This window comes from Pseudomonas sp. JL27(2026), assembly GCF_056933555.1.
Window position 1 is genome coordinate 3,209,861 of sequence record NZ_CM167794.1, and the last position, 21,169, is coordinate 3,231,029.

At 61.3% G+C, this 21,169-nt stretch carries 22 protein-coding genes and 1 pseudogene; all 23 read left to right on the top strand.

Features of this window, described 5'->3' with window-relative positions; genetic code table 11:
- Window positions 1-43: 43 nt before the first annotated feature.
- The 23 genes and pseudogenes from AC1Z1G_RS14580 (at window position 44) to AC1Z1G_RS14690 (ending at window position 21,136) form a co-directional block, all read left to right on the top strand.
- On the top strand, window positions 44-457 hold the full coding sequence (locus AC1Z1G_RS14580; protein WP_483620781.1) for a hypothetical protein: 414 nt from the start codon (window positions 44-46) through the stop codon (window positions 455-457).
- On the top strand, window positions 454-582 hold the full coding sequence (locus tag AC1Z1G_RS14585) for a hypothetical protein (RefSeq protein ID WP_483620782.1): 129 nt from the start codon (window positions 454-456) through the stop codon (window positions 580-582). Before AC1Z1G_RS14580 ends, AC1Z1G_RS14585 begins: the two co-directional genes overlap by 4 nt.
- Window positions 583-679: 97 nt before the next feature.
- Window positions 680-841, top strand: coding sequence for a hypothetical protein (locus tag AC1Z1G_RS14590; protein WP_483620783.1), 162 nt, complete (start codon window positions 680-682; stop codon window positions 839-841).
- Complete coding sequence (locus AC1Z1G_RS14595; protein ID WP_483620784.1) at window positions 834-1,727, top strand: hypothetical protein; 894 nt, start codon at window positions 834-836, stop codon at window positions 1,725-1,727. Before AC1Z1G_RS14590 ends, AC1Z1G_RS14595 begins: the two co-directional genes overlap by 8 nt.
- Window positions 1,728-1,779: 52 nt before the next feature.
- Window positions 1,780-2,088 (top strand): hypothetical protein, encoded by a 309-nt coding sequence (locus tag AC1Z1G_RS14600; RefSeq protein WP_483620785.1) that lies wholly within the window; start codon window positions 1,780-1,782, stop codon window positions 2,086-2,088.
- A gap of 3 nt (window positions 2,089-2,091) precedes the next feature.
- Window positions 2,092-2,679 (top strand): hypothetical protein, encoded by a 588-nt coding sequence (locus AC1Z1G_RS14605; RefSeq protein WP_483620786.1) that lies wholly within the window; start codon window positions 2,092-2,094, stop codon window positions 2,677-2,679.
- Between the two features lie 99 nt (window positions 2,680-2,778).
- Window positions 2,779-3,840, top strand: coding sequence for a DNA-methyltransferase (locus tag AC1Z1G_RS14610; protein WP_483620787.1), 1,062 nt, complete (start codon window positions 2,779-2,781; stop codon window positions 3,838-3,840).
- A 430-nt stretch (window positions 3,841-4,270) separates the two neighbouring features.
- Window positions 4,271-4,477, top strand: a complete 207-nt coding sequence (locus AC1Z1G_RS14615) for a hypothetical protein (protein WP_483620788.1) — start codon at window positions 4,271-4,273, stop codon at window positions 4,475-4,477.
- A 17-nt stretch (window positions 4,478-4,494) separates the two neighbouring features.
- A complete protein-coding gene (locus AC1Z1G_RS14620) occupies window positions 4,495-4,737 on the top strand; it encodes an excisionase (protein WP_483620789.1) in 243 nt (80 codons plus the stop codon).
- The gene (locus tag AC1Z1G_RS14625) at window positions 4,718-5,821 is read left to right on the top strand and encodes a phage integrase Arm DNA-binding domain-containing protein (protein WP_483620790.1); all 1,104 of its coding nucleotides are present in this window, start codon (window positions 4,718-4,720) and stop codon (window positions 5,819-5,821) included. The genes AC1Z1G_RS14620 and AC1Z1G_RS14625 overlap by 20 nt, the downstream gene beginning before the upstream one ends.
- 87 nt (window positions 5,822-5,908) lie before the next feature.
- Window positions 5,909-6,604 (top strand): annotated as a pseudogene (locus tag AC1Z1G_RS14630) (DUF1214 domain-containing protein); the annotation flags it as partial.
- Between the two features lie 25 nt (window positions 6,605-6,629).
- A complete protein-coding gene (locus AC1Z1G_RS14635; protein ID WP_483620791.1) occupies window positions 6,630-8,033 on the top strand; it encodes a DUF1254 domain-containing protein in 1,404 nt (467 codons plus the stop codon).
- A gap of 39 nt (window positions 8,034-8,072) precedes the next feature.
- Window positions 8,073-8,978: a transporter gene (locus AC1Z1G_RS14640; RefSeq protein WP_483620792.1), complete on the top strand. Its 906-nt coding sequence runs from the start codon at window positions 8,073-8,075 to the stop codon at window positions 8,976-8,978.
- Window positions 8,979-9,063: 85 nt separating this feature from the next.
- Window positions 9,064-9,309 carry a hypothetical protein gene (locus AC1Z1G_RS14645; RefSeq protein WP_483620793.1) on the top strand — a complete coding sequence of 82 codons (246 nt, stop codon included), beginning with the start codon at window positions 9,064-9,066 and terminating at the stop codon, window positions 9,307-9,309.
- A gap of 22 nt (window positions 9,310-9,331) precedes the next feature.
- Complete coding sequence (locus AC1Z1G_RS14650; RefSeq protein WP_483620794.1) at window positions 9,332-10,312, top strand: AAA family ATPase; 981 nt, start codon at window positions 9,332-9,334, stop codon at window positions 10,310-10,312.
- 11 nt (window positions 10,313-10,323) lie between these two features.
- Window positions 10,324-11,268: a DUF58 domain-containing protein gene (locus AC1Z1G_RS14655; RefSeq protein WP_483620795.1), complete on the top strand. Its 945-nt coding sequence runs from the start codon at window positions 10,324-10,326 to the stop codon at window positions 11,266-11,268.
- Window positions 11,265-11,879 carry a DUF4381 domain-containing protein gene (locus tag AC1Z1G_RS14660; protein WP_483620796.1) on the top strand — a complete coding sequence of 205 codons (615 nt, stop codon included), beginning with the start codon at window positions 11,265-11,267 and terminating at the stop codon, window positions 11,877-11,879. The genes AC1Z1G_RS14655 and AC1Z1G_RS14660 overlap by 4 nt, the downstream gene beginning before the upstream one ends.
- The gene (locus AC1Z1G_RS14665) at window positions 11,866-12,858 is read left to right on the top strand and encodes a vWA domain-containing protein (RefSeq protein WP_483620797.1); all 993 of its coding nucleotides are present in this window, start codon (window positions 11,866-11,868) and stop codon (window positions 12,856-12,858) included. The genes AC1Z1G_RS14660 and AC1Z1G_RS14665 overlap by 14 nt, the downstream gene beginning before the upstream one ends.
- Window position 12,859: 1 nt before the next feature.
- Window positions 12,860-14,452, top strand: coding sequence for a VWA domain-containing protein (locus AC1Z1G_RS14670; RefSeq protein ID WP_483620798.1), 1,593 nt, complete (start codon window positions 12,860-12,862; stop codon window positions 14,450-14,452).
- A complete protein-coding gene (locus AC1Z1G_RS14675) occupies window positions 14,449-15,747 on the top strand; it encodes a BatD family protein (RefSeq protein ID WP_483620799.1) in 1,299 nt (432 codons plus the stop codon). The genes AC1Z1G_RS14670 and AC1Z1G_RS14675 overlap by 4 nt, the downstream gene beginning before the upstream one ends.
- Window positions 15,744-16,775 (top strand): HAD family hydrolase, encoded by a 1,032-nt coding sequence (locus tag AC1Z1G_RS14680; protein WP_483620800.1) that lies wholly within the window; start codon window positions 15,744-15,746, stop codon window positions 16,773-16,775. Before AC1Z1G_RS14675 ends, AC1Z1G_RS14680 begins: the two co-directional genes overlap by 4 nt.
- Window positions 16,776-16,851: 76 nt before the next feature.
- A complete protein-coding gene (locus tag AC1Z1G_RS14685; protein ID WP_483620801.1) occupies window positions 16,852-18,438 on the top strand; it encodes an arylsulfatase in 1,587 nt (528 codons plus the stop codon).
- 184 nt (window positions 18,439-18,622) lie between these two features.
- Window positions 18,623-21,136, top strand: coding sequence for a fused MFS/spermidine synthase (locus AC1Z1G_RS14690; RefSeq protein ID WP_483620802.1), 2,514 nt, complete (start codon window positions 18,623-18,625; stop codon window positions 21,134-21,136).
- Window positions 21,137-21,169 lie beyond the last annotated feature (33 nt).

Below are 21,169 nucleotides of genomic sequence, written 5' to 3' on the forward strand. Positions count from 1 at the left end.
TCCGAATCAGTAACACTAGTCGATAGTCGACCAGGTACCCCCCATGCCCACAGAAAACGAAATCGCCCAGCCTGAGTTTGACCTATCAATCTCGGCGGGCGGGCGCGGCTACATCGCCCACCTATTCAAGACTCAGCTCAAGCGTCATGACTACACCGCCTACATCAACGAGCGGCTGGCAGCTGACTTCGCCTGCACCCTGGCTCAGCACTTCGAGGACATCAAGGCTCGCGAGAAAGCTCTACAACAGCGCCTGACCGCCGCCGAGCAGCGGAATGCGGAGCTTGAGCTGGACGCGGGCCGGTATCGCTTCCTGCGCACCCGAGACCTAGAGACGATCAGTTTGGGTGGTGTGTTTGCGGGGATGACGCCAGACAACAAAGTGCTGAATGGAATCGATCTTGATGCCGCAATCGACGCCGCACTCAAACCCACTACCGAGGGCGCTGGCGAATGAGTGACTACATCTATGACGTTAAGCACATCGTGCGCGACAACGACATGTCGATTTGCTGCCGATGCCCCCACTGTCAGGACGTAATCGGCATCGAAGGCGAAGAGCTCGACGATGTGCGCGGCTAGCAATTTCAATGCCGCTGCGGCGGCTGGCTTGAAGTGTCTTCAACAGCTCGGGCACTCAAGCGCGACAGTGAGCTGCCTGCAAATAAGGGAATTCCTGATGAATGACCAAACGATTGACGGCGACAAACAGCTGACCTACTACGAGCAGTTCCAATGCCCGGAGTGTGAAGTCGGCACACTGAAAGAAAAAGGCTACGCATGGCACTGCGACTCCTGCGACTTCAGCGCCCCCGAGCAGGATGGGGGTCTTGATGAGTAACCAAACGATTGACGGCGTGCCGCGTGCGTTGCTGGAGCGCATCAAGGAGCGTCTGGACCTTCGGTCTGAGTTCGACCCGACATACCCGCCTGAAACCAAGGCTCTTAATGAAGACGCATTGCTACTACTTGAGCTGCGCGCCCTTCTGGATGCCGAGCGCTGCACATCCTGCGACGGATCGGGCGACCTCATCGACTTGACTGGCGAGTGGCGCGGTTACTGTATTTGTCCGGCCGGAGTGGCGCTGAAGAGCAAGCCATCCGCCCAACCCCAGGGGGAGCCGGTGGCGTACCGCTACAAGAGGGCCCATGAATCCTGGGCGAGTGAAAACCCTTGGGAACCGACCACGCTGGCGCATGGCGCTTCGCTGCTTGAGCGAAAGGCGCTAGCCATGGATGGGACGCTCAAGGGTGACGAACAGGCCCACTACCTGGCGCTCTTGGTAGAACCCCTCTACACCGAGCAGCCGGCGCCGGTTGCCTTCCCTGGATACCCGCCAGTGCCGGAAGACAGAAAGCTGGCTGCGCCGGTAGCGGTGGTGATGCCCAACGATAAAACCGTAACCATGTCGCGAGAGCTGAATATGGATAGCAAAATTGAATCAGATGAAATTCATCAAATGGCATTCGAAGAAGGTCGGCCAGCTGAAAACGGCGACGGCTACCTGTTCACCTCTGAAGAGTTTGATCTTTTCGTTGAGCGCTTGCTGTATCGCGCCGCCCCTGTCGTCGAGCAGCCCCTGCCAGTGGCGGTGGTGTTGCCGGAACGTCTTGACTTGCCGCACCGCGACGAATTTGAAAGCGCTGACCAGTACGCCGCCGCAACCGGCGAAGCGAAAAAGTGGAACTCCTGCCTCGACGAAGTAACCCGCCTCAACACCAAGTAACTCCCTCCCCCTTCAAAGTCAGCCGCTATAGCGGTAAGGACAGGTATTGCCCATGGAAAATCAAACCGAAGCATTCGAACTCAACGGCAGCCAGCCTGCGCGCCCTCTTCTTCTTTGCTTCCAGGTCGGCGACAGCGACTGGGTGGCCGCCAGCAACGAAGACGAAGCTCGGCGCGTACTGGCCGAAATGAACGGAGATGACCCGTCCGAATACGCGGACTGGGATGTCGAGCTGACCAGCGAAAGCATGCTCGATAAGCAGTGGGTTGATGAAGATCCACCGCACGCCGAGTGTGGCTGCCTCCGTCAGTGGCTGGCAGAAGCTACCGAACCGACCTACCTGATCGGCACCGAGGGTTAAGTCATGCCTGAACAAAAGAAAATCATCATGTTCGACACGCCGGAAGCGGCCAGCCTCCAAACCGTGACCGGTTGGGTTTCTGCGGATGGTCGATTCTTCGGCCAGGATGAGAACCTTGCCCGACTCTGTGGCGCCACTCATCGCCGCTGCGAGAAGAATCCCGATCATCCAGCGCATGAGGTTCGTGGCCATTGCGAGATTTGCCACGATGAGCGCCGAGTGGCGGTCTTCGAGGCAATGCCTCAGAAAGACTGGGATGGCGAGCCGCTGGTGGACTTCGACGGCGACCACTACTTCTTCGATGCGGACAGCTTGCGTGATTACATCGTCGACAACGATATCGACCTCGCCGATTTGAAGCTCTGTATTTGCGAGCCGAACTATCCGAGTGAAATCGAGCCGTCCGACTATTTCTACGATGACCTGCCCGAGGACGGCGAAATACGCGACGACCAGTTGGTGGCCGCCTTCGACCTGCTCAATGAAATGATCCGCAAGTCTGAGCCGCTGTCGTGGTCGCAGGGCAAGTTCGCGGCAGTGCTGCCCCAAGCCTTCCTTGATGAGATCGACGCCGAGCAGGTGACCCCATGATCGCCATCTGCTGGTTCACCTACGTGTACGTCTACAGGATGGGCAAGCCGTGAATGCCCTCGCCTGCATGGCTTGGCTCATCTGCATGAGGACACGGCGATGACAGACCATCGAATCTTGGTCGGCGACTGTATCGAAATGATGCGGACTCTGCCCGACCAGTCAGTGCAGTGCTGTGTGACCAGCCCGCCCTACTTCGGGTTGCGGGATTACGGCGTCGACGGACAGATTGGTCTGGAAGAAACACCAGCCGAGTTCATCTGGCGTCTGGTCGAAGTGTTCCGGGAGGTACGCCGAGTACTCCGCGACGATGGCACGGCCTGGGTGAACATGGGGGACAGCTATGCTGCGCGCTCAACCGGGAATCTTTCGTTCCGGCGCGATAGAGCTGCCGTCTCGCCCGATCGTGCACCGTTGACGGAAGGGATCAAGGTCAAGGACATGATGGGCATACCCTGGCGCCTGGCCTTTGCGCTCCAGGACGATGGCTGGTATCTGCGCCAAGACATCATTTGGCACAAGCCGAACCCAATGCCCGAGAGCGTCCGTGACCGGTGCACCAAGGCCCACGAATACGTCTTCCTGTTGAGCAAGTCGCCGAAGTACTACTTCGACCAGTCGGCAATCCTCGAACCCTGCTCACCCAACACCCATAACCGACTTTCGCAAGATGTTCTCGCGCAGATCGGCAGCGAGCGGGCCAACGGCGGAACCAAGAGCAACGGCAATATGAAAGCGGTGGCCAGGAAGTCAAACGGGGTTGGCTGGGGACATGGCACCGATGGTCAAGACCGCGCCCGTGGCCGGATCAAGGATAACAAGTCGATGAACTCAGCGCTTGCGGTGATGCCCAGCGAGCGGAACAAGCGCAGCGTTTGGACGGTTCCGACCCACAGTTTCAAGGGCGCCCACTTCGCCACCTTCCCGCCCGACCTGATCCGGCCGTGCATTCAGGCCGGGGCTCCGCGCGGCGGCGTAGTGCTGGACCCGTTCGGTGGTGCCGGTACCACAGCAGTCGTCGCCATGCAGGAGGGTCGCAAGTCAGTACTCTGCGAACTCAACCCAGACTATGCCGCTATGGCTGAGCATCGGATTGCGGCGGCATGGCTCGACGGCGCGGCCCAGATGGATGTGTTTCATGACTCAGCGCCAGCCGCTTAGCACCTGATCAGTTGTAAACCCCTAATTGACAACTCACAGCCTGCCGGTGAACGGCGGGCGAGGAATCTTCATGCCAAAAGTTATGCGATCGGTCGCAGATCCAGGCGCGGAACACGGCTTTCGAATTGAGCCTTCGACATACGAGCAGGCCGAAGAGGTGGCAGGGTTCCGGCTTGATCGACGGCGTAAATACTGGATTACCGAGGACGGCGAGGTCGAGGAAGAGGGAGTTGTGACATTGGCGTGTAGCGGGTGCAGCTGCGGATGTGAGGGTGGCTGTAGTTGCGGCCCATCGTCTGGATGCAGTGAGTGCGGCTACACCGGCAAACGGCGCTTCTACTTCGGTTACCCCGCGCAATCGCCCGAACAGCGAAAAGAACTCAGAAACCTTTAACCACCTTCTGCCGCCAAGCGCGGCAAGGATCTTTCTATGCCCGCAATAAAGCTGTTCGGCCTGCTCATGGCCGCCCTGTTCTACCTGGTCATCACCGGGCTCTGGTTCGCCTACGGAGTGCCGCCGATGTTCGATGAGGGTTCGGTACCCGCCCTGCTCATCGCCACAATCGGCACCGCTATCTGGCTTTGCGCCACCGGCTGCATCGTCATTCACATTATTCAGAAAGTGCGGCCGGCGTAGATCGGCGGGAGTAAGACATGAGCAAAGTAACCCTGGACGAATGGGCAGCGGCCGAGTTCAAGACTCCGCCCAGCCCCAACACCCTGCGAAAGTGGGCGCGTGAAGGGCGCATAGCCCCGGCACCGGTCAAGCATGGCCGAAGCTACTATGTAGAGTCTGGCGCCCACTACAGCGAACCAGAAAAACAGCCCGAGCGGATTACCGGCGGGAGCCTGATCAGCAGAATAGCGAGTGCACGATATGGCGCCCAGGCCGCGTAACGCCGGGTCAAAGGATCTTCCGCCAAACCTCTACCGTAAGACTGACGCCCGCAACGGCATCACGTACTACACCTACCGCGACCCTATCAGTGGTCGCGTGTTTGGCCTTGGCAAAGATAAAGAGGAAGCTATTCGCGAGGCTGTGGCCGCAAATCACGCCGACCATGCTCAACCAACGCTGAAAGAACGAATCGCCGAAAAGCCTGCTACCCCACAACGACTTTTTTCAGATTGGATCGCGGAGTACAAATCTATTTATCAGGAGCGGAGCCAGTCACCGAAAACAGTCAGCACTGTTAATACCCGCTTAAAGCGAATCGACAGGGAGTTTGGCGCCAAGGACATCCGAGAAATCTCCACGATGAACATCGCCCAATTCTTGTCCGGGCTTGCGAAGGAAGGCAAAGCGCAGATGTCAAAGGCGCTGCGATCCTTGCTGCGGGATGTTTTTGTTGAGGCAATTGCTGCGGGATGGTGTGAGTCGAACCCGGTCGACGCCACGAAGGCTGCACGGGTGACGATCAAGCGCGAGCGACTGACGCTTGATTTTTGGAAGGCCATTTACGCTGAGGCCGATATTCCTTGGCTCAAGCGCGCGATGGAGTTGGCTGTCCTGACTGGACAGCGAAGGGACGATATTCGATCTATGGTTTTCAAGGATGATCGGGATGGGTATCTACATGTTGTCCAGTCCAAGACCGGAACCCGCTTGCGAATCAGCACGACGCTTCGGCTTGAAGCCCTGAACCTCGAACTTGCAACGGTCATAAAGTCCTGCCGAGATCGCGTCGTCTCCCAGCACCTTATTCATTACTTTAAGTCAGCCAGTCGTGGGAAGGCGGGGCAAGCGGTAGCACTTCAGGCAATGACTCGTGAATTTGCGAATGCGCGAGACCGAGCAGCAGCTAAGCTTGGGATCACCCTCGGAAAGCAGCCGCCAACATTTCACGAAATGCGCTCCCTGGCAGCTCGGCTTCATAAAACAGAGGGTCGCGACGCTCAAAAGTTGCTCGGGCACAAATCAGCAGCTATGACGGACCTGTACCAAGATAATCGTGGGGCTGAATGGATAGATGTAGCTTGATGCCCAAGGAGTTTTGGGGAGGTTTTGGGGATTAATTGGGGAGGAATTATTATCCGAATAATATCAACGCCTTACAGGATACCAACGGTCAACGAACGCGACCGCTTCTACATGGCCATGCTCGCCAGCCTGGGTATCGAGAAGGACAAACCGTTCAACCCCAACGACAACCAACGCAAGGCCCTGGAGCAAGGCGCGCAGATGGGTGAACTGATCGCCAAGGCCAACACCTTCGCCAAGCGTTTTCCCGGAGCCCAATACTGGCCGGACCGCCAATGGGACACCGTGCTCAACATCGCCGAGCCTTCCCAGCGCATGGCCTATTACGACCAGTTGTGGGAGCGCAGTGCCTGGTTCTATGAAGCGGTCACCAACACCAAAGGCATGGTTTCCAAAACCCCGGGCCTGGGCCAGACCTACCTCGGCGCCTACACCGACAACAGCGGCAACTGGCTCGACGGCGCCAAAAGTTATCGTTTGCATGTCGGTGCCAACCCGCCCGCCAAGCAGTTCTGGTCAATGACCGTCTATGACATAGACACCCGCTGCCTGATCGACAACCCGCAGCGCAAGGCCGACCTCTCGTCCCGCCAAGCGCTGAAGAAGAATGCCGATGGTTCGGTGGACCTGTACTTCGGCCCGACAGCGCCTGAAGGCTTCGAGAGCAACTGGGTGCAAACCGTACCGGGCAAACACTGGTTCAGCTATTTCCGGCTATACGCCCCGACTGAAGCCTATTTCGACAAAAGCTGGAAGCTCGACGACATCACGCCAGTGCAGTAATCGCGCTCACACAAAGGACACTGCAATGCTCATAGAAAAACCGACCCGCCTGCTGTTTGCCGGCCTCTCTCTGTTGCTGAGCGCCAGTGCCTGGGCAGATTTCAGCGCCAGCCCCGAAGAAGCCCGGGGTATCGCCAAAGAGGCTTACCTCTACGGTTTCCCGGTGGTGGAGATGTACAAAACGCTCTACACCCAGGCTGTCGACAAGGCTGGATCGAATTTCAAGGCGCCGTTCAACCAGATCGGCAACACCTCCCGGGTGTTCACCCCCAAGGACACCGCGTTTGTCACCCCCAACTCGGACACACCCTACTCGTTCGTCTGGATGGACCTGCGCACCGAACCGGTGGTACTCACCCTGCCGTCCATCGCCGAGGGGCGCTATTACTCGGTCCAGTTGATCGACCTCTACACCCAGAACTTCGCCTACCTGGGTACCCGCAGCACTGGCAACAAGGGCGGCCATTTCATGATTGCCGGCCCGGACTGGAAAGGCCAGCAACCGCTGAACATCGATCGTCTGGTGCGCAGCGAAACCAACATCGCCTATGCGCTGTATCGCACTCAGCTCTTCGATGAAAAGGACCTGGGCAAGGTCAAGAAAATCCAGAACGGCTACAAGGTCCAGACCTTGAGCCGCTATCTGGGGCAACCAGCGCCTGCCGCCGCACCCAAAATCGAATGGCCCAAACCCACGGCGAACATGAGCGACAGCCCGGAGCTGTTTCGCTACCTGAACTTCATGCTCGGCTTCGCCCCGGCGCAGGATGTCGAAAAGGACCTGCTCGCCCGTTTCGCGAAAATCGGTATCGTCGCCGGCCAGCCCTTTGACCTCAAAGCCCTCAGCACCGAGCAGCGCAAGGCACTGGAAGACGGTATCGCCGACGGCAAGGCCGAATTCGCCACATTCAAGAAGGACAAGGTCGACACTCATCAAGTGCCCAGTGGCGACTTGTTCGGCACCCGCGATCACCTCAAGAACAATTACCTGTACCGCTATGCCGGCGCCAACATGGGGATTTTCGGGAACTCCACCGATGAAGCCGCCTACATGGGCTACTTCGTCGACAGCACCGGCAAACCGGTCAACGGCGCCAAACACAGCTACACCCTGCATTTTGCCAAGGACGCCCTCCCCCCGGCCGACGCCTTCTGGTCACTGACCATGTACGACGGCAAATCCAAGCTGTTGGTGGCCAACCACATGAAACGCTACCTGATCAACTCCCACATGTTGCCGACGCTCAAGCGTGACGCCGATGGCGGGCTGACCCTGTACGTGCAGCACTCAGAACCGGTCAAGGACAAGAAAAGCAACTGGCTGCCCGCACCACCGGGGCCGTTCTACGCGGTGCTGCGCATTTACCTGCCCAAGCCCGAAGTCGGAAACGGCCAATGGGCCTTGCCGCCACTCACACCCGTCAATTAAGCCACGCGCGGGCGAACCATCATCACAAGGAGCTACCGCATGGGTTCACTTTCCAGACTGGGCAGGGTCACCGCCGCGACCCTGGCGTTGGCCCCGTCGCTTGGCTTCGCCGACAACGCCCGCGACTGGCAGAACCTGCCGACCGACCTGAACATGGTCTTCGGCTATTACAACCGGATCGACACCAACACCCCGATTGACACCTCATTGCCGCTTGACGGGTTGTCGTTGAACGCCGACCTGTACATCCTCCGTTATGCCCGCTCGTTTGCAGTCGATGGGCGCAACAGTGCGATTCAAATCCTGCAACCCTACGCCGACATCTCGGCCTCGTTCGACAACGCGCGGTTCTTCACCGGCACCAAACACAATGGCGGGATGGCCGACACCCAAGTGGTGCTGGTGCACAACATTTTCGGCGGCCCGGCACTGAGCAAGGAAGAATTCGCCAACTGGACCCCGGAAACCTTCCTGACCGGCGCCCTCTGGATCACCGCGCCCACCGGCGACTATGACAAGAACCGCATCATCAACATCGGCTCCAACCGCTGGGCGGTGAAACCGGAAATCGGTTTCGGCACGCCGTTCGGCCCGACCTGGCTGGAGCTCAACACCTGGGTGTCGCTGTTTGGCGACAACGACGATTACCACGGCGACGGCAAGCTTGAGCAAAAACCGCTGTACGCCATTGAAGGCCACTACAGCTACACCCTCAACCGCGCGCTCTGGGCCTCGCTGGATGCCACGTACAGCCTGGGCGGCGAAACCAGGATCAATGGCGACTGGCAAGACAACAAACAGGAAAACGGCCTGCTCGGCGCCAGCGTGGGTTTCATGCTGTCGCCGCAGTTCGGCGGTCTGGTCGCCTATACGGACACCGTCTCCGAACGTACCGGCTCGCCGGACGTGAACACCTGGACCTTGCGCCTGCAATACCTCTGGTAACGGGAGTTCCAAACAATGCCTTCTGCATGGACGCGCTCAAGCCTGACCCTGTGCACCACATCCTTATCCCGGCCCGCCCAGACCGTTGCCTCCACCACCTCCACCGCCGCCCCATCCGGACGACTGGTATCACCCGTGGGCCGCAGCCGCCGTAGTCGGAGCGACCACCGCCACCGTGCTGGCCATCGATTCGCGGGTAGCCACCGTACCGGTGGATTGCGTGTCGGCGATTGCCAACGGCGTTGCCTACCAGCATTGCGGCCCTACCTGGTATCAGCCGCAGCACGTCGGCAGTTCCGTGCAATACATCGTGGTCACTGCGCCATGGTGAATCGTTCACACAGGAGGCAGCCATGACGGCGCTCAATGACCTTAACGCCCTGCAAGCGAGTATCGCCGAAGCCGTGCTCGGCCAGGATCAGGTGATCCGCCAGATCCTCCTTGGCCTGCTGGCCAACGGGCACCTGCTGCTGGAAAGCCTGCCGGGGCTGGCCAAGACCCGAACCGTCAAGGCACTGGCCAAACACCTGGACGCGAAGATGAGCCGGATCCAGTTCACCCCTGACCTGCTGCCCTCGGACATCACAGGGGCCGAGGTGCTGCACCAGGTCGACGGGCAGAACCAGATCCGCTTCCAGCCCGGCCCCTTGTTCGGCAACCTGATCCTGGCCGACGAAATCAACCGTGCCCCGGCCAAGGTCCAGGCAGCGTTGCTGGAAGCCATGGAAGAGCGGCAAATCACCGTGGCCGGCAACAGCCATGCGCTGCCTGAACTGTTTATTGTGGTCGCGACCCAGAACCCTATTGAACAGGAAGGCACCTACCCGCTGCCGGAAGCGCAGATGGACCGTTTCCTGATGAAAGTCCTGCTCGACTACCCCAGCGCCGACAACGAAAGCCAGGTGCTGCGCCTGTTGCGCGAAGAAGAACAGGCGCAAGGGGCAAAAACGGCGTCCACACAAGGCTTTGCCCTGGAACAGGAGGTCATTTTCGCCGCTCGCCGTGAGGTCAGCGCCATTCATGTGTCACCGGCCATCGACCGCTACCTGATCGACCTGATCAACGCCACGCGCCACCCCGGCGATTACGACGCTGACCTCGGGCGCTGGATCGCCCTGGGTGCCAGCCCACGGGGCGGTATCGGGCTGGACCGCTGTGCGCGGGCCGATGCCTGGCTGCAAGGGCAGGACTTTGTCTCCCCGGACAACGTGCGCGCCGTGGTCCATCCCGTGCTGCGCCATCGCCTGCAACTGAGCTATGACGCCGTGGCCGACGGTGTCAGCGCCGACCAGGTGCTGGATCGCCTGCTCGACGCTGTCGCGGTTCCGGCCTGAGGTCTGTTGCGATGAAGAACGAGGACGTGGACGGTTGGGTGTATGTGTCGCTGGCGCAGTTGATGGCGCTGGAGTTTCGTGCCCGTGACCTGAGCTTTCTCGCCCGTCAGCCGCACGGCAGCATCCTCGCGGGCAACCATGCTTCACGCTTGCGGGGGCGCGGGTTGAACTTCGATGAACTGCGCCGCTACCAACCCGGCGATGACCTGCGTCACCTCGATTGGCGCGCCTCGCTGCGCACCGGCAAACCGGTGGTCCGCACCTTCACTGAAGAACGCGACCGGCCGGCGCTGATCCTTGTCGACCAGCGCATGTCGATGTTCTTCGGCTCCAGCCGCAGCTTCAAATCAGCCCTGGCCGCCGAACTCGGTGCGCTGGCGGCATGGATGGTGTTCAACGCCGGTGACCGGGTCGGTGGGCTGGTGTTCAACGACCAGCGCATCGACAGCGTCGCCCCGCTGCGCAGCCGCAAACGCGTCGAGGCGCTGTGCAGCCGCATCGCCGTGCAGAATCAGGAACTCGACGCCGCCAACCCGGACTGCGAAGGCGAGGACCAACTCGACAAAGTCCTGCAACATTGCCTGGCCGTGGCCGGGCACGATCATCTGATCTGCATTGTCAGTGACTTTGCCGGCGCCGGCCCGCAAACCTTGCAGCGGATGCGCCAACTGGCCGCGCACAACGACGTGATTGCGATGCAGGTCTACGACCCGATGGCGTTGAAGCTACCTGGCAATGGCCGTTTGCTGGTCACGCAAGGCCAGTTGCAAGTGGAGTTGGCCGTGGAGCAACGCCAGGTGTATCAACCGTTGGGAGATTTTCTCAGCGGTCGGCTCAAGGACGTCGCCACCCTGCTGCGCCGCAGCCAGGTGCCGCTGATGATGTTCAGTACCGCCACCGACGCCGCAGACCAACTACGCGCCGAACTGGGCAAGCTCGGCGGCGGGCGCCGATGAGTACCCCTGTCCCGAGTATCGATCAACTTCAGGAGTTGGGCTTGCCCGCACCTGTCAGCTATATGCCGCAGACCTGGGGCTGGTGGGTGTTGCTCGGGCTGTTGATCGTCGGCCTGTTGGGCTGGAGCGGCTGGCGGTATTGGCAATGGCAACGCAACCGTTACCGGCGTGAAGCACTGGCGCGGCTGGCGCAATTGCACAGCAGCAATGACCTCAGCGCCCTGCGCGAACTGCCTGAGCTACTCAAACGCGTGGCCCTCTCAATACCCTCCTCAGGAACCCATTTCTGGACCACACATCCTGTGGGAACGAGCCTGCTCGCGAAGGCCGTCCAACATCCAGAACCGACAGTCATTGACAGTCCGCTATCGCGAGCTGACGGAGCGCCGCCCGACCCGCTCCCACAGGGTATTGGCGCGATGGCCGGTGCGCACTGGCAAACGTTTCTGGAACAACACAGCCCAACTGCCCTGCCCGTCGACCTCAGCCAGCAACTGGCGCTACTGGCCTATGCCCCCGACGCCACCTTGCTGGCCTTGCCGGCGCAGCAGCGTGAGCAGTTGTTCAGCACCTGCAAACACTGGGTGGAGCATCACCATGTGGCAGCTTGACTACCCCTGGTTGTTGCTACTGCTGCCACTGGCGGGGTTCGGCTATCGCTATTTGCCTGCCTACCGTGAAGCGCGCAGCGCGGTTCGGGTGCCCTTTTTCACTGCCATGAGTCGGGCCATCGGCCAGGCGCCGAGCGAGGCCGGTACCCGCAACAACCGGTGGCAACTGCTGCTCAACCTGATGGTCTGGGCGTTGTTGGTGCTGGCGGTTGCCCGTCCGGTGTGGGTGGAAAAACCCATCGAACGCCAACAACCGGTGCGCGACCTGATGCTGGCCATCGATATTTCCCAATCCATGGAAACCACAGACTTCAGCGACGCCAACGGGCAAAAGATCAATCGCCTGGCCGCAGTCAAAGCCGTGGTTCACGGATTTATCGACCGGCGCAAGGACGACCGTCTCGGGCTGATTGTCTTCGGCAGCGGCGCCTACCCTCAGGCACCGCTGACCCTGGACCACGCCAGCCTGTCATTGCTGCTCGATGACACCGGTATCGGCATGGCCGGGCCGAACACGGCCATCGGCGACGCCATCGGCTTGAGCCTGAAACTGCTGGACCAAGCCCATGAACAGGAAAAAGTACTGATCCTGCTCACCGACGGCAACGACACCAGCAGCGCAATCACTCCCGATCACGCCGCCGCCATGGCGGCCGCCAAAGGCGTGGTGATTCACACCATCGGCATTGGCGACCCAACCGCCGAAGGCGAAGCCAAGGTCAACCTGCAAGGTTTGCAGCACATTGCCGAGATGACGGGCGGACGCTTCTTCCGCGCCGAAGACCGCACGGCCCTTGATGAGGTCTACGCGACCCTGGACCGAATCACCCCTCACCAGGTGAAAACCCTCAGCCACCAGCCCAAGCGCGATTTTTTCTGGCTGCCACTGGGAACAGCCATGGGCGTTTTGGCGCTGTATCACCTGCTCGCCCTGCTCCGCCCTCGCTTTACCCTTGCGCGCCAACGGCAGGAGGCCTGAGATGGACATCAACCTCAGCGAGCTCCATTTCCTGCGTCCGCTCTGGCTGCTATTGATCGTGTTTGGCGCCGCCCTGCCGTTGCTGTGGCGACGCAGCCATGACCTGCAACGTCGCCTGCGCGGCAATATTGCACCGCACTTGCTGCCGCATTTGTTGATCACCCCACAGGACTCGCATCGGGTGCGGCCGGTGCACCTGCTCTGTGCCTTGCTGGTCATCGGCGCCATTGCCGCCGCCGGCCCGACCTGGGAGCAGGACCGCCCTGACTTCCTGGAAAACCGTGCGCCGCTGATCATCGCCCTCGACCTGTCGCCGTCGATGGACGCCAGCGATGTGCAGCCCACTCGCCTGGAAGCCGTAAAGCACAAACTGCACGACCTGGTGCAACGCCGCCAGGGTGCGCGAACCGGGTTGATCGTCTACGCAGGCAGTGCGCACCTGGTGCTGCCGGCGACCGACGATCCGGCGTTGCTGGGCACGTTCATCCAGGCCTTCAGCACCGACCTCATCAGCAGGCCCGGAAAGAACGTCGGTGCCGTAATCGATCAGGCCAAGCAGCTACTGGCCGCCGAAAAAGCGCCGGGTACCCTGCTGCTGATCACCGATGGCGCCGACACTTCACAGCTCTCCGGGCTGGACAAACAACTACAGGACAGCCTGCTGCAAGTGCTGATTCTGGCAGTGGGCAGCCAGGACGGCGGGATCATCCGCGACGCCAGCGGCCAGCCGCGCACCGACAGCCATGGCCGACCGGAACTGGCCAGTTTCGATCAGGCAGCGCTCAAGCAACTGGCCTCGGCGACGGGTGCACCACTGGGCAGCCTGACCCTCAATGACGATGATCTGGACTGGATCGAGCTGCACGCACAGGCGCATTTCCAGAGCGCCAGTGACGAACAACGCGAACTGCACTGGAAGGACGCCGGTTACTGGTTGTGCTGGCCGTTGCTGTTATTGGGGTTCTTCAGTGTGCGCAAAGGCTGGAGCCTGAACTGGATGGCGGCGCTACTGCTGGGCCTGGGGCTTGCCCTGCCACCGGCGCCCGCCGAAGCCGGGGTGTTGAGCGATGCCTTCTTCAGCGCCGATCAACAAGGGCGCTGGGCCTTCGAACATCAGCATTATCCGGAGGCGGCAGCGCTGTTCCACGACCCGTACTGGAAAGGCATCGCCGCCTACAACGCCGCCGACTACGACCTGGCCCTGGCCAGTTTCGCCCGGCTGGACACCCCCGAAGCGTACTTCTACCTGGGCAACATCGACGTCCGTCGCTTCAAGTTCGACGAGGCCATCGCCGCGTTCACCCAGGCCCTGAAGCTGCGGCCGCAATTTCCTGAGGCCACGGCCAACCTGGCCTTGGCCATCGCCCTGAAAAAAGACACCGAAAGCGCCGAGCAGAATACCCCCGAGGTCAAACCGGACGAGATCAAACTCGACAAGGCCCCCGGCAAGGGCCAGAGCAAAGCGCTGCAAACCCAACAAGCAGCCTCTGATGAACTCTGGCTACAAAACCTCAGCACCTCACCGGCGAAATTCCTGCGGCACAAGTTCAGCCTTCAGGACCAACGCGCCAGCCAGACGCAGGCCACGCCATGAAACATTACTGGCTGCTGTGCGCGCTGTTCTGCGCCCATGCATGGGCCGACGAACCGCAACTGCGCGTCGAGGTCCTGCTGGAGCCCAGCGACGCCATCGTGGTCGGCGCCACGGTGCGCCTGCAACTCGACGTCCTCACCGACACCTGGTTTACCCAGGCGCCGAGCCTGCCTGCGCTGAAACTGCCCGGCGCGTTAGTCCTGCCACCCAGCGGTGAAGCCCAACACACCACCCGGACCCTGGACGGCAAAAACTTCTATGGCATGCGTTACAGCTACCTGCTGACCCCGAACCTGGCACAGGCATTCGACATCCCGGCGCTGACGGTACAGGCCACACCCGGCCAGGCCACTCGCGAACTCAGCGCCCAGAGCCAGCCGCTGCACTTCAGCGCCCAACAACCTCCGGGCTTCAGCCCTGGCGAACCGGTGCTGGTGGCGCAAGGGCTGCGCTTGACGCAGAAGATTGTCTATTCATCGACGCCACCCAAAGTGGGTGACAGTGTTACGCGACAACTGACCCTCCAGGCCGATGGCGCCATGGCCATGGCGCTGCCCGCACCGCCGTTGGTGGACATCGACGGCTTGAGTCGTTATCCAAAAAAACCGCACGTGAGCAACCTGGACGACGGTCGCGGCAACTTCAACGGCGGCCAGCGCATCGACAGCGCCAGTTACCGGATCGACACACCGGGCCGCCACGCACTGCCGGCCATCCAGGTTAAATGGTGGGACACAAACCGCCGTCAGGCACAGATCGCCGAACTGCCGGCCGTGAACTTCGACGCCACGGCCAACAGCGCTTATCAACCGGTGTTCTCCATTGCTCAGGACCTTAAAACGCTGGGCCAACACAGCCGCTTCCAACTGTCGATGCAGGGCGTGTGGCTGGCAGCGCTGTTGGTGTTGATCGTCGCCCTCGGCTATTTCATTCGCCCCTGGTGGCAGCGTGGGCGCAACGCCTGGCGCCTGCGGCGATCCGCGCGCAAAGCCGCATGGCGGGCGTCCGCCGATTACGCGTGGCGGCAAATTCCGGCCCAACTCGCGGCCACGCCTGCGTCACTGAGCGCGTTGTACCTGTGGGTCCGTCGCCGTCGCCTTGGCCTGCGGCTGGGCCCTCGCCTGCAAGCGGTGTTGCGCGGCTGCTATGGTCCGACACCCGCCGAGCGCCAGGCGCTGCAACAGCTCAAGGATTCCCTGGCCACGCTGCAAGGTCAGGCCGCCAGACAACAGCCCCACCCACCACTTTCAGCGCTTGCCCCCCTCAACCCCGGTCACGAGAAGGACTTCCCATGACGAACCTGAAACCGCTGCGCCAGCGCCACAGCCTGATGCTGTTACTCGGCCTCTTGCTCCAGGTGCCCCTGGCCTTTGCCCAGGTAACAGACCCATTGCCATCGTGGAACGAGGGCCCGGCCAAGAAAAACATCATCGAGTTTGTTCACGCCGTGACCACCCAGGGCACCCGTGACTACGTCAAACCGGCCGAGCGCATCGCGGTGTTCGACAACGACGGCACCTTGTGGACCGAGCAACCGGCGTACTTCCAGGTGCTGTTCGCCTTCGATGAAATCAAGCGCCTGGCACCACAACACCCGGAATGGAAAGACCAGCAGCCGTTCAAGGCTGTGCTTGAAAGTGATCACAAGGCCCTGGCCGACAGCGGCATGGATGGCCTGCTGAAAATCATCGGCGCCACCCACACCGGGGTGACCACTGACACTTTCATCGACAACGCCAAGACCTGGCTGAGCCAGGCCCGACATCCGAAAACCGGCAAGCCGTACACCGAGATGATCTACCAACCGATGCTGGAAATGCTCGATTACCTGCGCAGCCAGGACTTCAAGACCTACATCGTGTCCGGCGGGGACACGGCGTTCATGCGCGCCTTCGCCGAGAAGGTCTACGGCGTTCCCCCCGAGCAGGTCATTGGTTCCAGCTTCGTCACCGAGTTCCAGCTCAAGGACGGTCAGCCCTCGATCCTGCGCACCCCGAAACTGGCGCACAACGACGATGGCCCAGGCAAACCGGAAAGCATCGACGCAATCATTGGCCGGCGCCCGATCCTCGCGTTCGGCAACTCCGACGGTGACCTGCAAATGCTCCAGTGGACCGCCGCAGGCCCCGGCAAACGGTTCATGGGGCTGGTGCATCACACGGACGCCAAGCGCGAGTGGGCCTATGACCGGCAGTCCCAGGTCGGGCGTCTGGACAAGGCGTTGGATGAGGCAAAAAAACGAGGCTGGACTATCGTCGATATGGCGTCCGAATGGCGCCGGGTCTACCCCTTCGATGCCGCCCCGCAAGAGCAGGTGCAATAACAAAAAACGTAAGGCAGGACTGCAATAAACGTTAGTCGCATGACTGCGACTCAAGCCAGCAAAAGGAGCAAGTCAGATGACTCGCATACGCAAGTGGCTACCGAAACTCGCGCTCGTGGCAGCTTCGGTCATGGCGATCTCGGCACCTGCCGGGGCTGCCGAAAAACCCAACATTCTGGTGATCTTCGGCGATGACATCGGCCAGACCAACATCAGTGCCTATTCCATGGGCGTGGTCGGCTACAAGACCCCGAACATCGACCGGATTGCCAAGGAAGGCATGATGTTCACCGACTATTACGCGGAGAACAGTTGCACTGCCGGACGCTCCTCGTTCATCACCGGCCAGACGCCGCTGCGTACCGGTCTGTCGAAAGTCGGTGCACCCGGCGCCTCGGTGGGCCTGCAAAAACGCGATATCACCATCGCTCAGGCGCTCAAGTCCCTGGGCTACGCCACCGGCCAGTTCGGCAAGAACCACCTGGGCGACAAGGACGAATACCTGCCGACCAACCACGGTTTCGATGAGTTCTTCGGCAACCTGTATCACCTCAATGCCGAGGAAGAACCCGAACGTCCTTACTGGCCCAAGGATGACCCTGAGTTCGTCAAGGCCAACTCCCCAAGGGGTGTGATCCACAGCTTCGCTGACGGCAAGATCGAAGACACCGGTGCGCTGACCACCAAGCGCATGGAAACCATCGACGACGAAACCACCGCCGCCGCGCAGGCGTTCATCGAGAAACAGGCCAAGGCGGACAAACCGTTCTTTGTCTGGATGAACACCACCCGCATGCACCTGTTCACCCACGTGCGCGATTCGATGAAGGGCCAGAGCGGCATGCCCGGCAACGAGTACGCGGACGGCATGCTTGAACACGATGGCGATGTCGGCAAACTGCTGAAAACCCTCGATGACCTGAAAATCACCGACAACACCATCGTCGTCTACACCACCGACAACGGCCCTAACCAGTTCTCCTGGCCGGATGCGGCGACCACCCCGTTCCGCAACGAGAAGAACTCCAACTGGGAAGGCGCTTATCGCGTACCGGCGATGATTCGCTGGCCGGGCAAGGTCAAGGCGGGTGAGGTCTCCAACGAGATGTTCTCCGGTCTGGACTGGTTCCCGACGTTGTTGGCCGCTGCCGGTGACACCGGGGTCAAGGACAAGCTGCTCAAAGGCTGGGCCCCCACTTCGGGCGGCACCAACTTCAAGGTGCACCTGGACGGTTTCAACCAACTGCCGTATCTGACCGGCCAACAGCCTAAAGGCGAGCGCAAGGAGTTCTACTACTTCAACGATGACGGCGTGCTGGTGTCCATGCGTTTCGACAACTGGAAAGCGGTGTTCTGCGAACAACGCGCTCCCGGCGGCTTCAAGGTCTGGAGCGAGCCGTTCGTGTGCCTGCGGGTGCCGAAGATCCTCAATCTGCGGATGGACCCGTATGAGCGCGCCGATGTGGTTTCCGACCAGTATTACGACTGGAGCACCAAAAACGTCTATCTGGTTGCGCAAGCGGTGACCAAGTCCGCGCATTTCCTGGAGACGTTCATCGAGTATCCGCCGAGCCAGAAACCGGCCAGTTTCAGCGTTGACCAGATCCGCGCTGCAGTGGATGCCAAAATTGCTGAAAAAATGAAAAATCAGCCTGCACAGTAAGACCGTTTGACCGCCGCTCGCCATTGTCGGCGGGCGGACCAATTTTTGGTTTGAGTTCGCGTCGGCCCCTTCGCGAGCAGGCTCGCTCCCACAGGTTCATCACGGCCCTTGTGGGAGCGAGCCTGCTCGCGATTGGCGCCGGTAGGGTCACAGGCTTTTTCGAATCGGAACAAGGCAATCCACAATGTCCTCACGTGTCGCCAGCAAGTCGTCGGCCCTGCCCACCGCTCAAACAACCTCCCCGGCAATGCTGATCCCCGCCTTGTTGCTGTTCGTCTCCGGCAGCGCCGCGCTGGTGTATCAGGTGCTGTGGATCAAACAATTGTCGCTGGTGGTGGGCGTCGAGGTGTATGCCATCACTGCCGGGATCAGTGCGTTTTTCGCCGGGCTGGCCTTGGGCGGCTGGCTTTTCGGGCGCTGGGCGGATCGCGTGCAGCAGCCTGTTCTGCTGTACGCGGGGCTGGAAGTGCTGGTGGCGATGCTTGGCGTTGGCGCGACCTTCGCCTTGAGCCTGGCCGCCAGCCCTTTCGCCTGGCTGGAGCAACACATCGGCCTGCTGGCCTGGGTATTGCCGTTTGCCCTGGTGGGTATCCCGGCGCTGCTGATGGGCGGCACGCTGCCGGTGCTGGTTCGCTCGCTGGCGGCTGATCCACGGCAGCTGGGCAAGGCTGGCGGCCAGCTGTACGCCGCCAACACGGCCGGCGCTATCGCCGGCACGCTGCTGGCCGCGTTTGTGCTGATTGCGACCCTGGGTGTACGCGGCAGTGCGCTGGCGGCGGCAATGCTTAACCTGTTGGCGGCCGTCGGTGCGTTGTGGCTGCAACGTCATCGCCCGGCGACGCTCGATGTGCCCGTCAAACATCACGCGGACAAAGCCCCGGATCGTCTGGCGCTGTGGCTGTATTCGATCGCTGGCGGCGTGGCACTGGGTTATGAAGTGGTCTGGTCGCAATCCATCGTGCAGTTCATGAGCACCCGTACCTATGCCTTCGCCGTGGTGCTGGCGATGTACCTGAGCGGATTGTTCATCGGCAGTGCAGTGATGGCCCGACGGGTTGATCGCATTCGCGACCCTTGGGGCATGTTCGGCTTGCTGATTGCCGGTGCCGGGTTGATTGCACTGCTGGAAGTCGCCTTGCTGGGGCGCTGGCTGGTGGTCGCCCAAAGCATGACCGAAGCCTGGGTCCTGTCGTTGGGCGCCAATGAACTATTGGGCATGAGCACACGGTTTGCGGTGGCCGCGCTAAGCATCGTATTTGTACCGACCCTTCTGCTCGGCGCAGCGTTTCCGTTGGCCCTGCGCTTGAGCGTCGGCCGCGAGCGGGTCGGTCAGGATGTCGGTGCGGTGGTGGCCTTCAACACCTTGGGCGCGATTATCGGCGTGATGCTGTGCGGCTTTGTGCTGATCCCGTGGCTGGGGCTGGTGCGAACCCTCGGGTTACTGGCGATTGTCGCCGCCGGGGTCGGCTACTTCGCCGTGCGCAAGGGGCACGGTGTCAAGCGAGGCCGGCGTCAGGCAGTGGTCGCTGTCGGCCTGCTGTCCGTGGCGGTGGCGCTGCTGACGCCGGTAGACAAATTCGCCGGTCTGCTGCCCGGTGCGCGTAACGCAACGCTGGCGTTCTACGAAGAAGGGCGCGGCGGCACGGTTGCCGTGGTGACTCAGGGCAAGGGGCAGAAAGCCTTCCAGCGCCTGTACATTCAGGGCGTCTCCAACACCGGCGATGCCATGCCGTCGTTGCGCTACATGCGGATTCAGGCCTTGCTGCCGCTGCTGATCCACAACGCCGAGCCCCGTTCGGCGCTGGTGATCGGCTTCGGCACCGGTATCACGGCCGGTGCCTTGCTGCGCTACCCAGGCCTGGAACACCGGGTGGTCGCCGAACTCCTGCCTTCGGTGGTCAAGGCCGCGCCGCTGTTCAAAGGTAATTTCAACGCGGCGGCCGACCCGGGTGTCGATGTGCGCCTGCGCGATGGCCGCAAGGAACTGCTGAGCAGCGCCCAACGCTATGACCTGATCACCCTCGAACCGCCGCCGCCCTCTGCCGCCGGCGTGGTGAACCTGTATTCGCGGGACTTCTACCAACTGGCCGCCACGCGTCTGGAAAAGAACGGCCTGGTCGCCCAATGGCTACCACTGCCGACCCAAAACATTGACGACTCGCGCTCGCTGGTGCGCAGCTTCCTCGACGTGTTCCCCTACGCCACCCTGTGGACCAGCGAGTTCCATGAAATGCTGCTGGTGGGCTCGCTTGAGCCGATTGAGCTGGACGCGGCGCGCATCAGTGCGCGTTTCCAGCAGGAGACCGTACGCAGCACGTTGCAGGACGTCGGCATCGGCTCGGCCGCGGCCCTGCTGGCAACGTGGGTGACCGACCGCGCCGGGCTGGAACGCTTCGCCGCCACCGCGCTGCCGGTGACCGACGATCAACCGCGTATCGAGTACGCGCCCTGGGTGCGCGCCAAGGAAATCAGCCGGGTGCTACCCGCCCTGCTCGATTTGCACCAGCCGCCCGTGCTGCTCAATGCCGACGCCGCGTTCATCGAGCGCATGACCACGCACCAGCAACGGTTGATGCAATTCTATCGGGCGAGCCTGCATGCCTATGACGGTGATCGAGACGCATGGGGCCGGGATATTCGGGAAGTGATGCGCGGGGACGGGGGGAATCCGTATTACCGCTGGTTTGTCGGGGAGTGATGTTGCACCTCGCCCCTACAGTCCTGTAGGAGC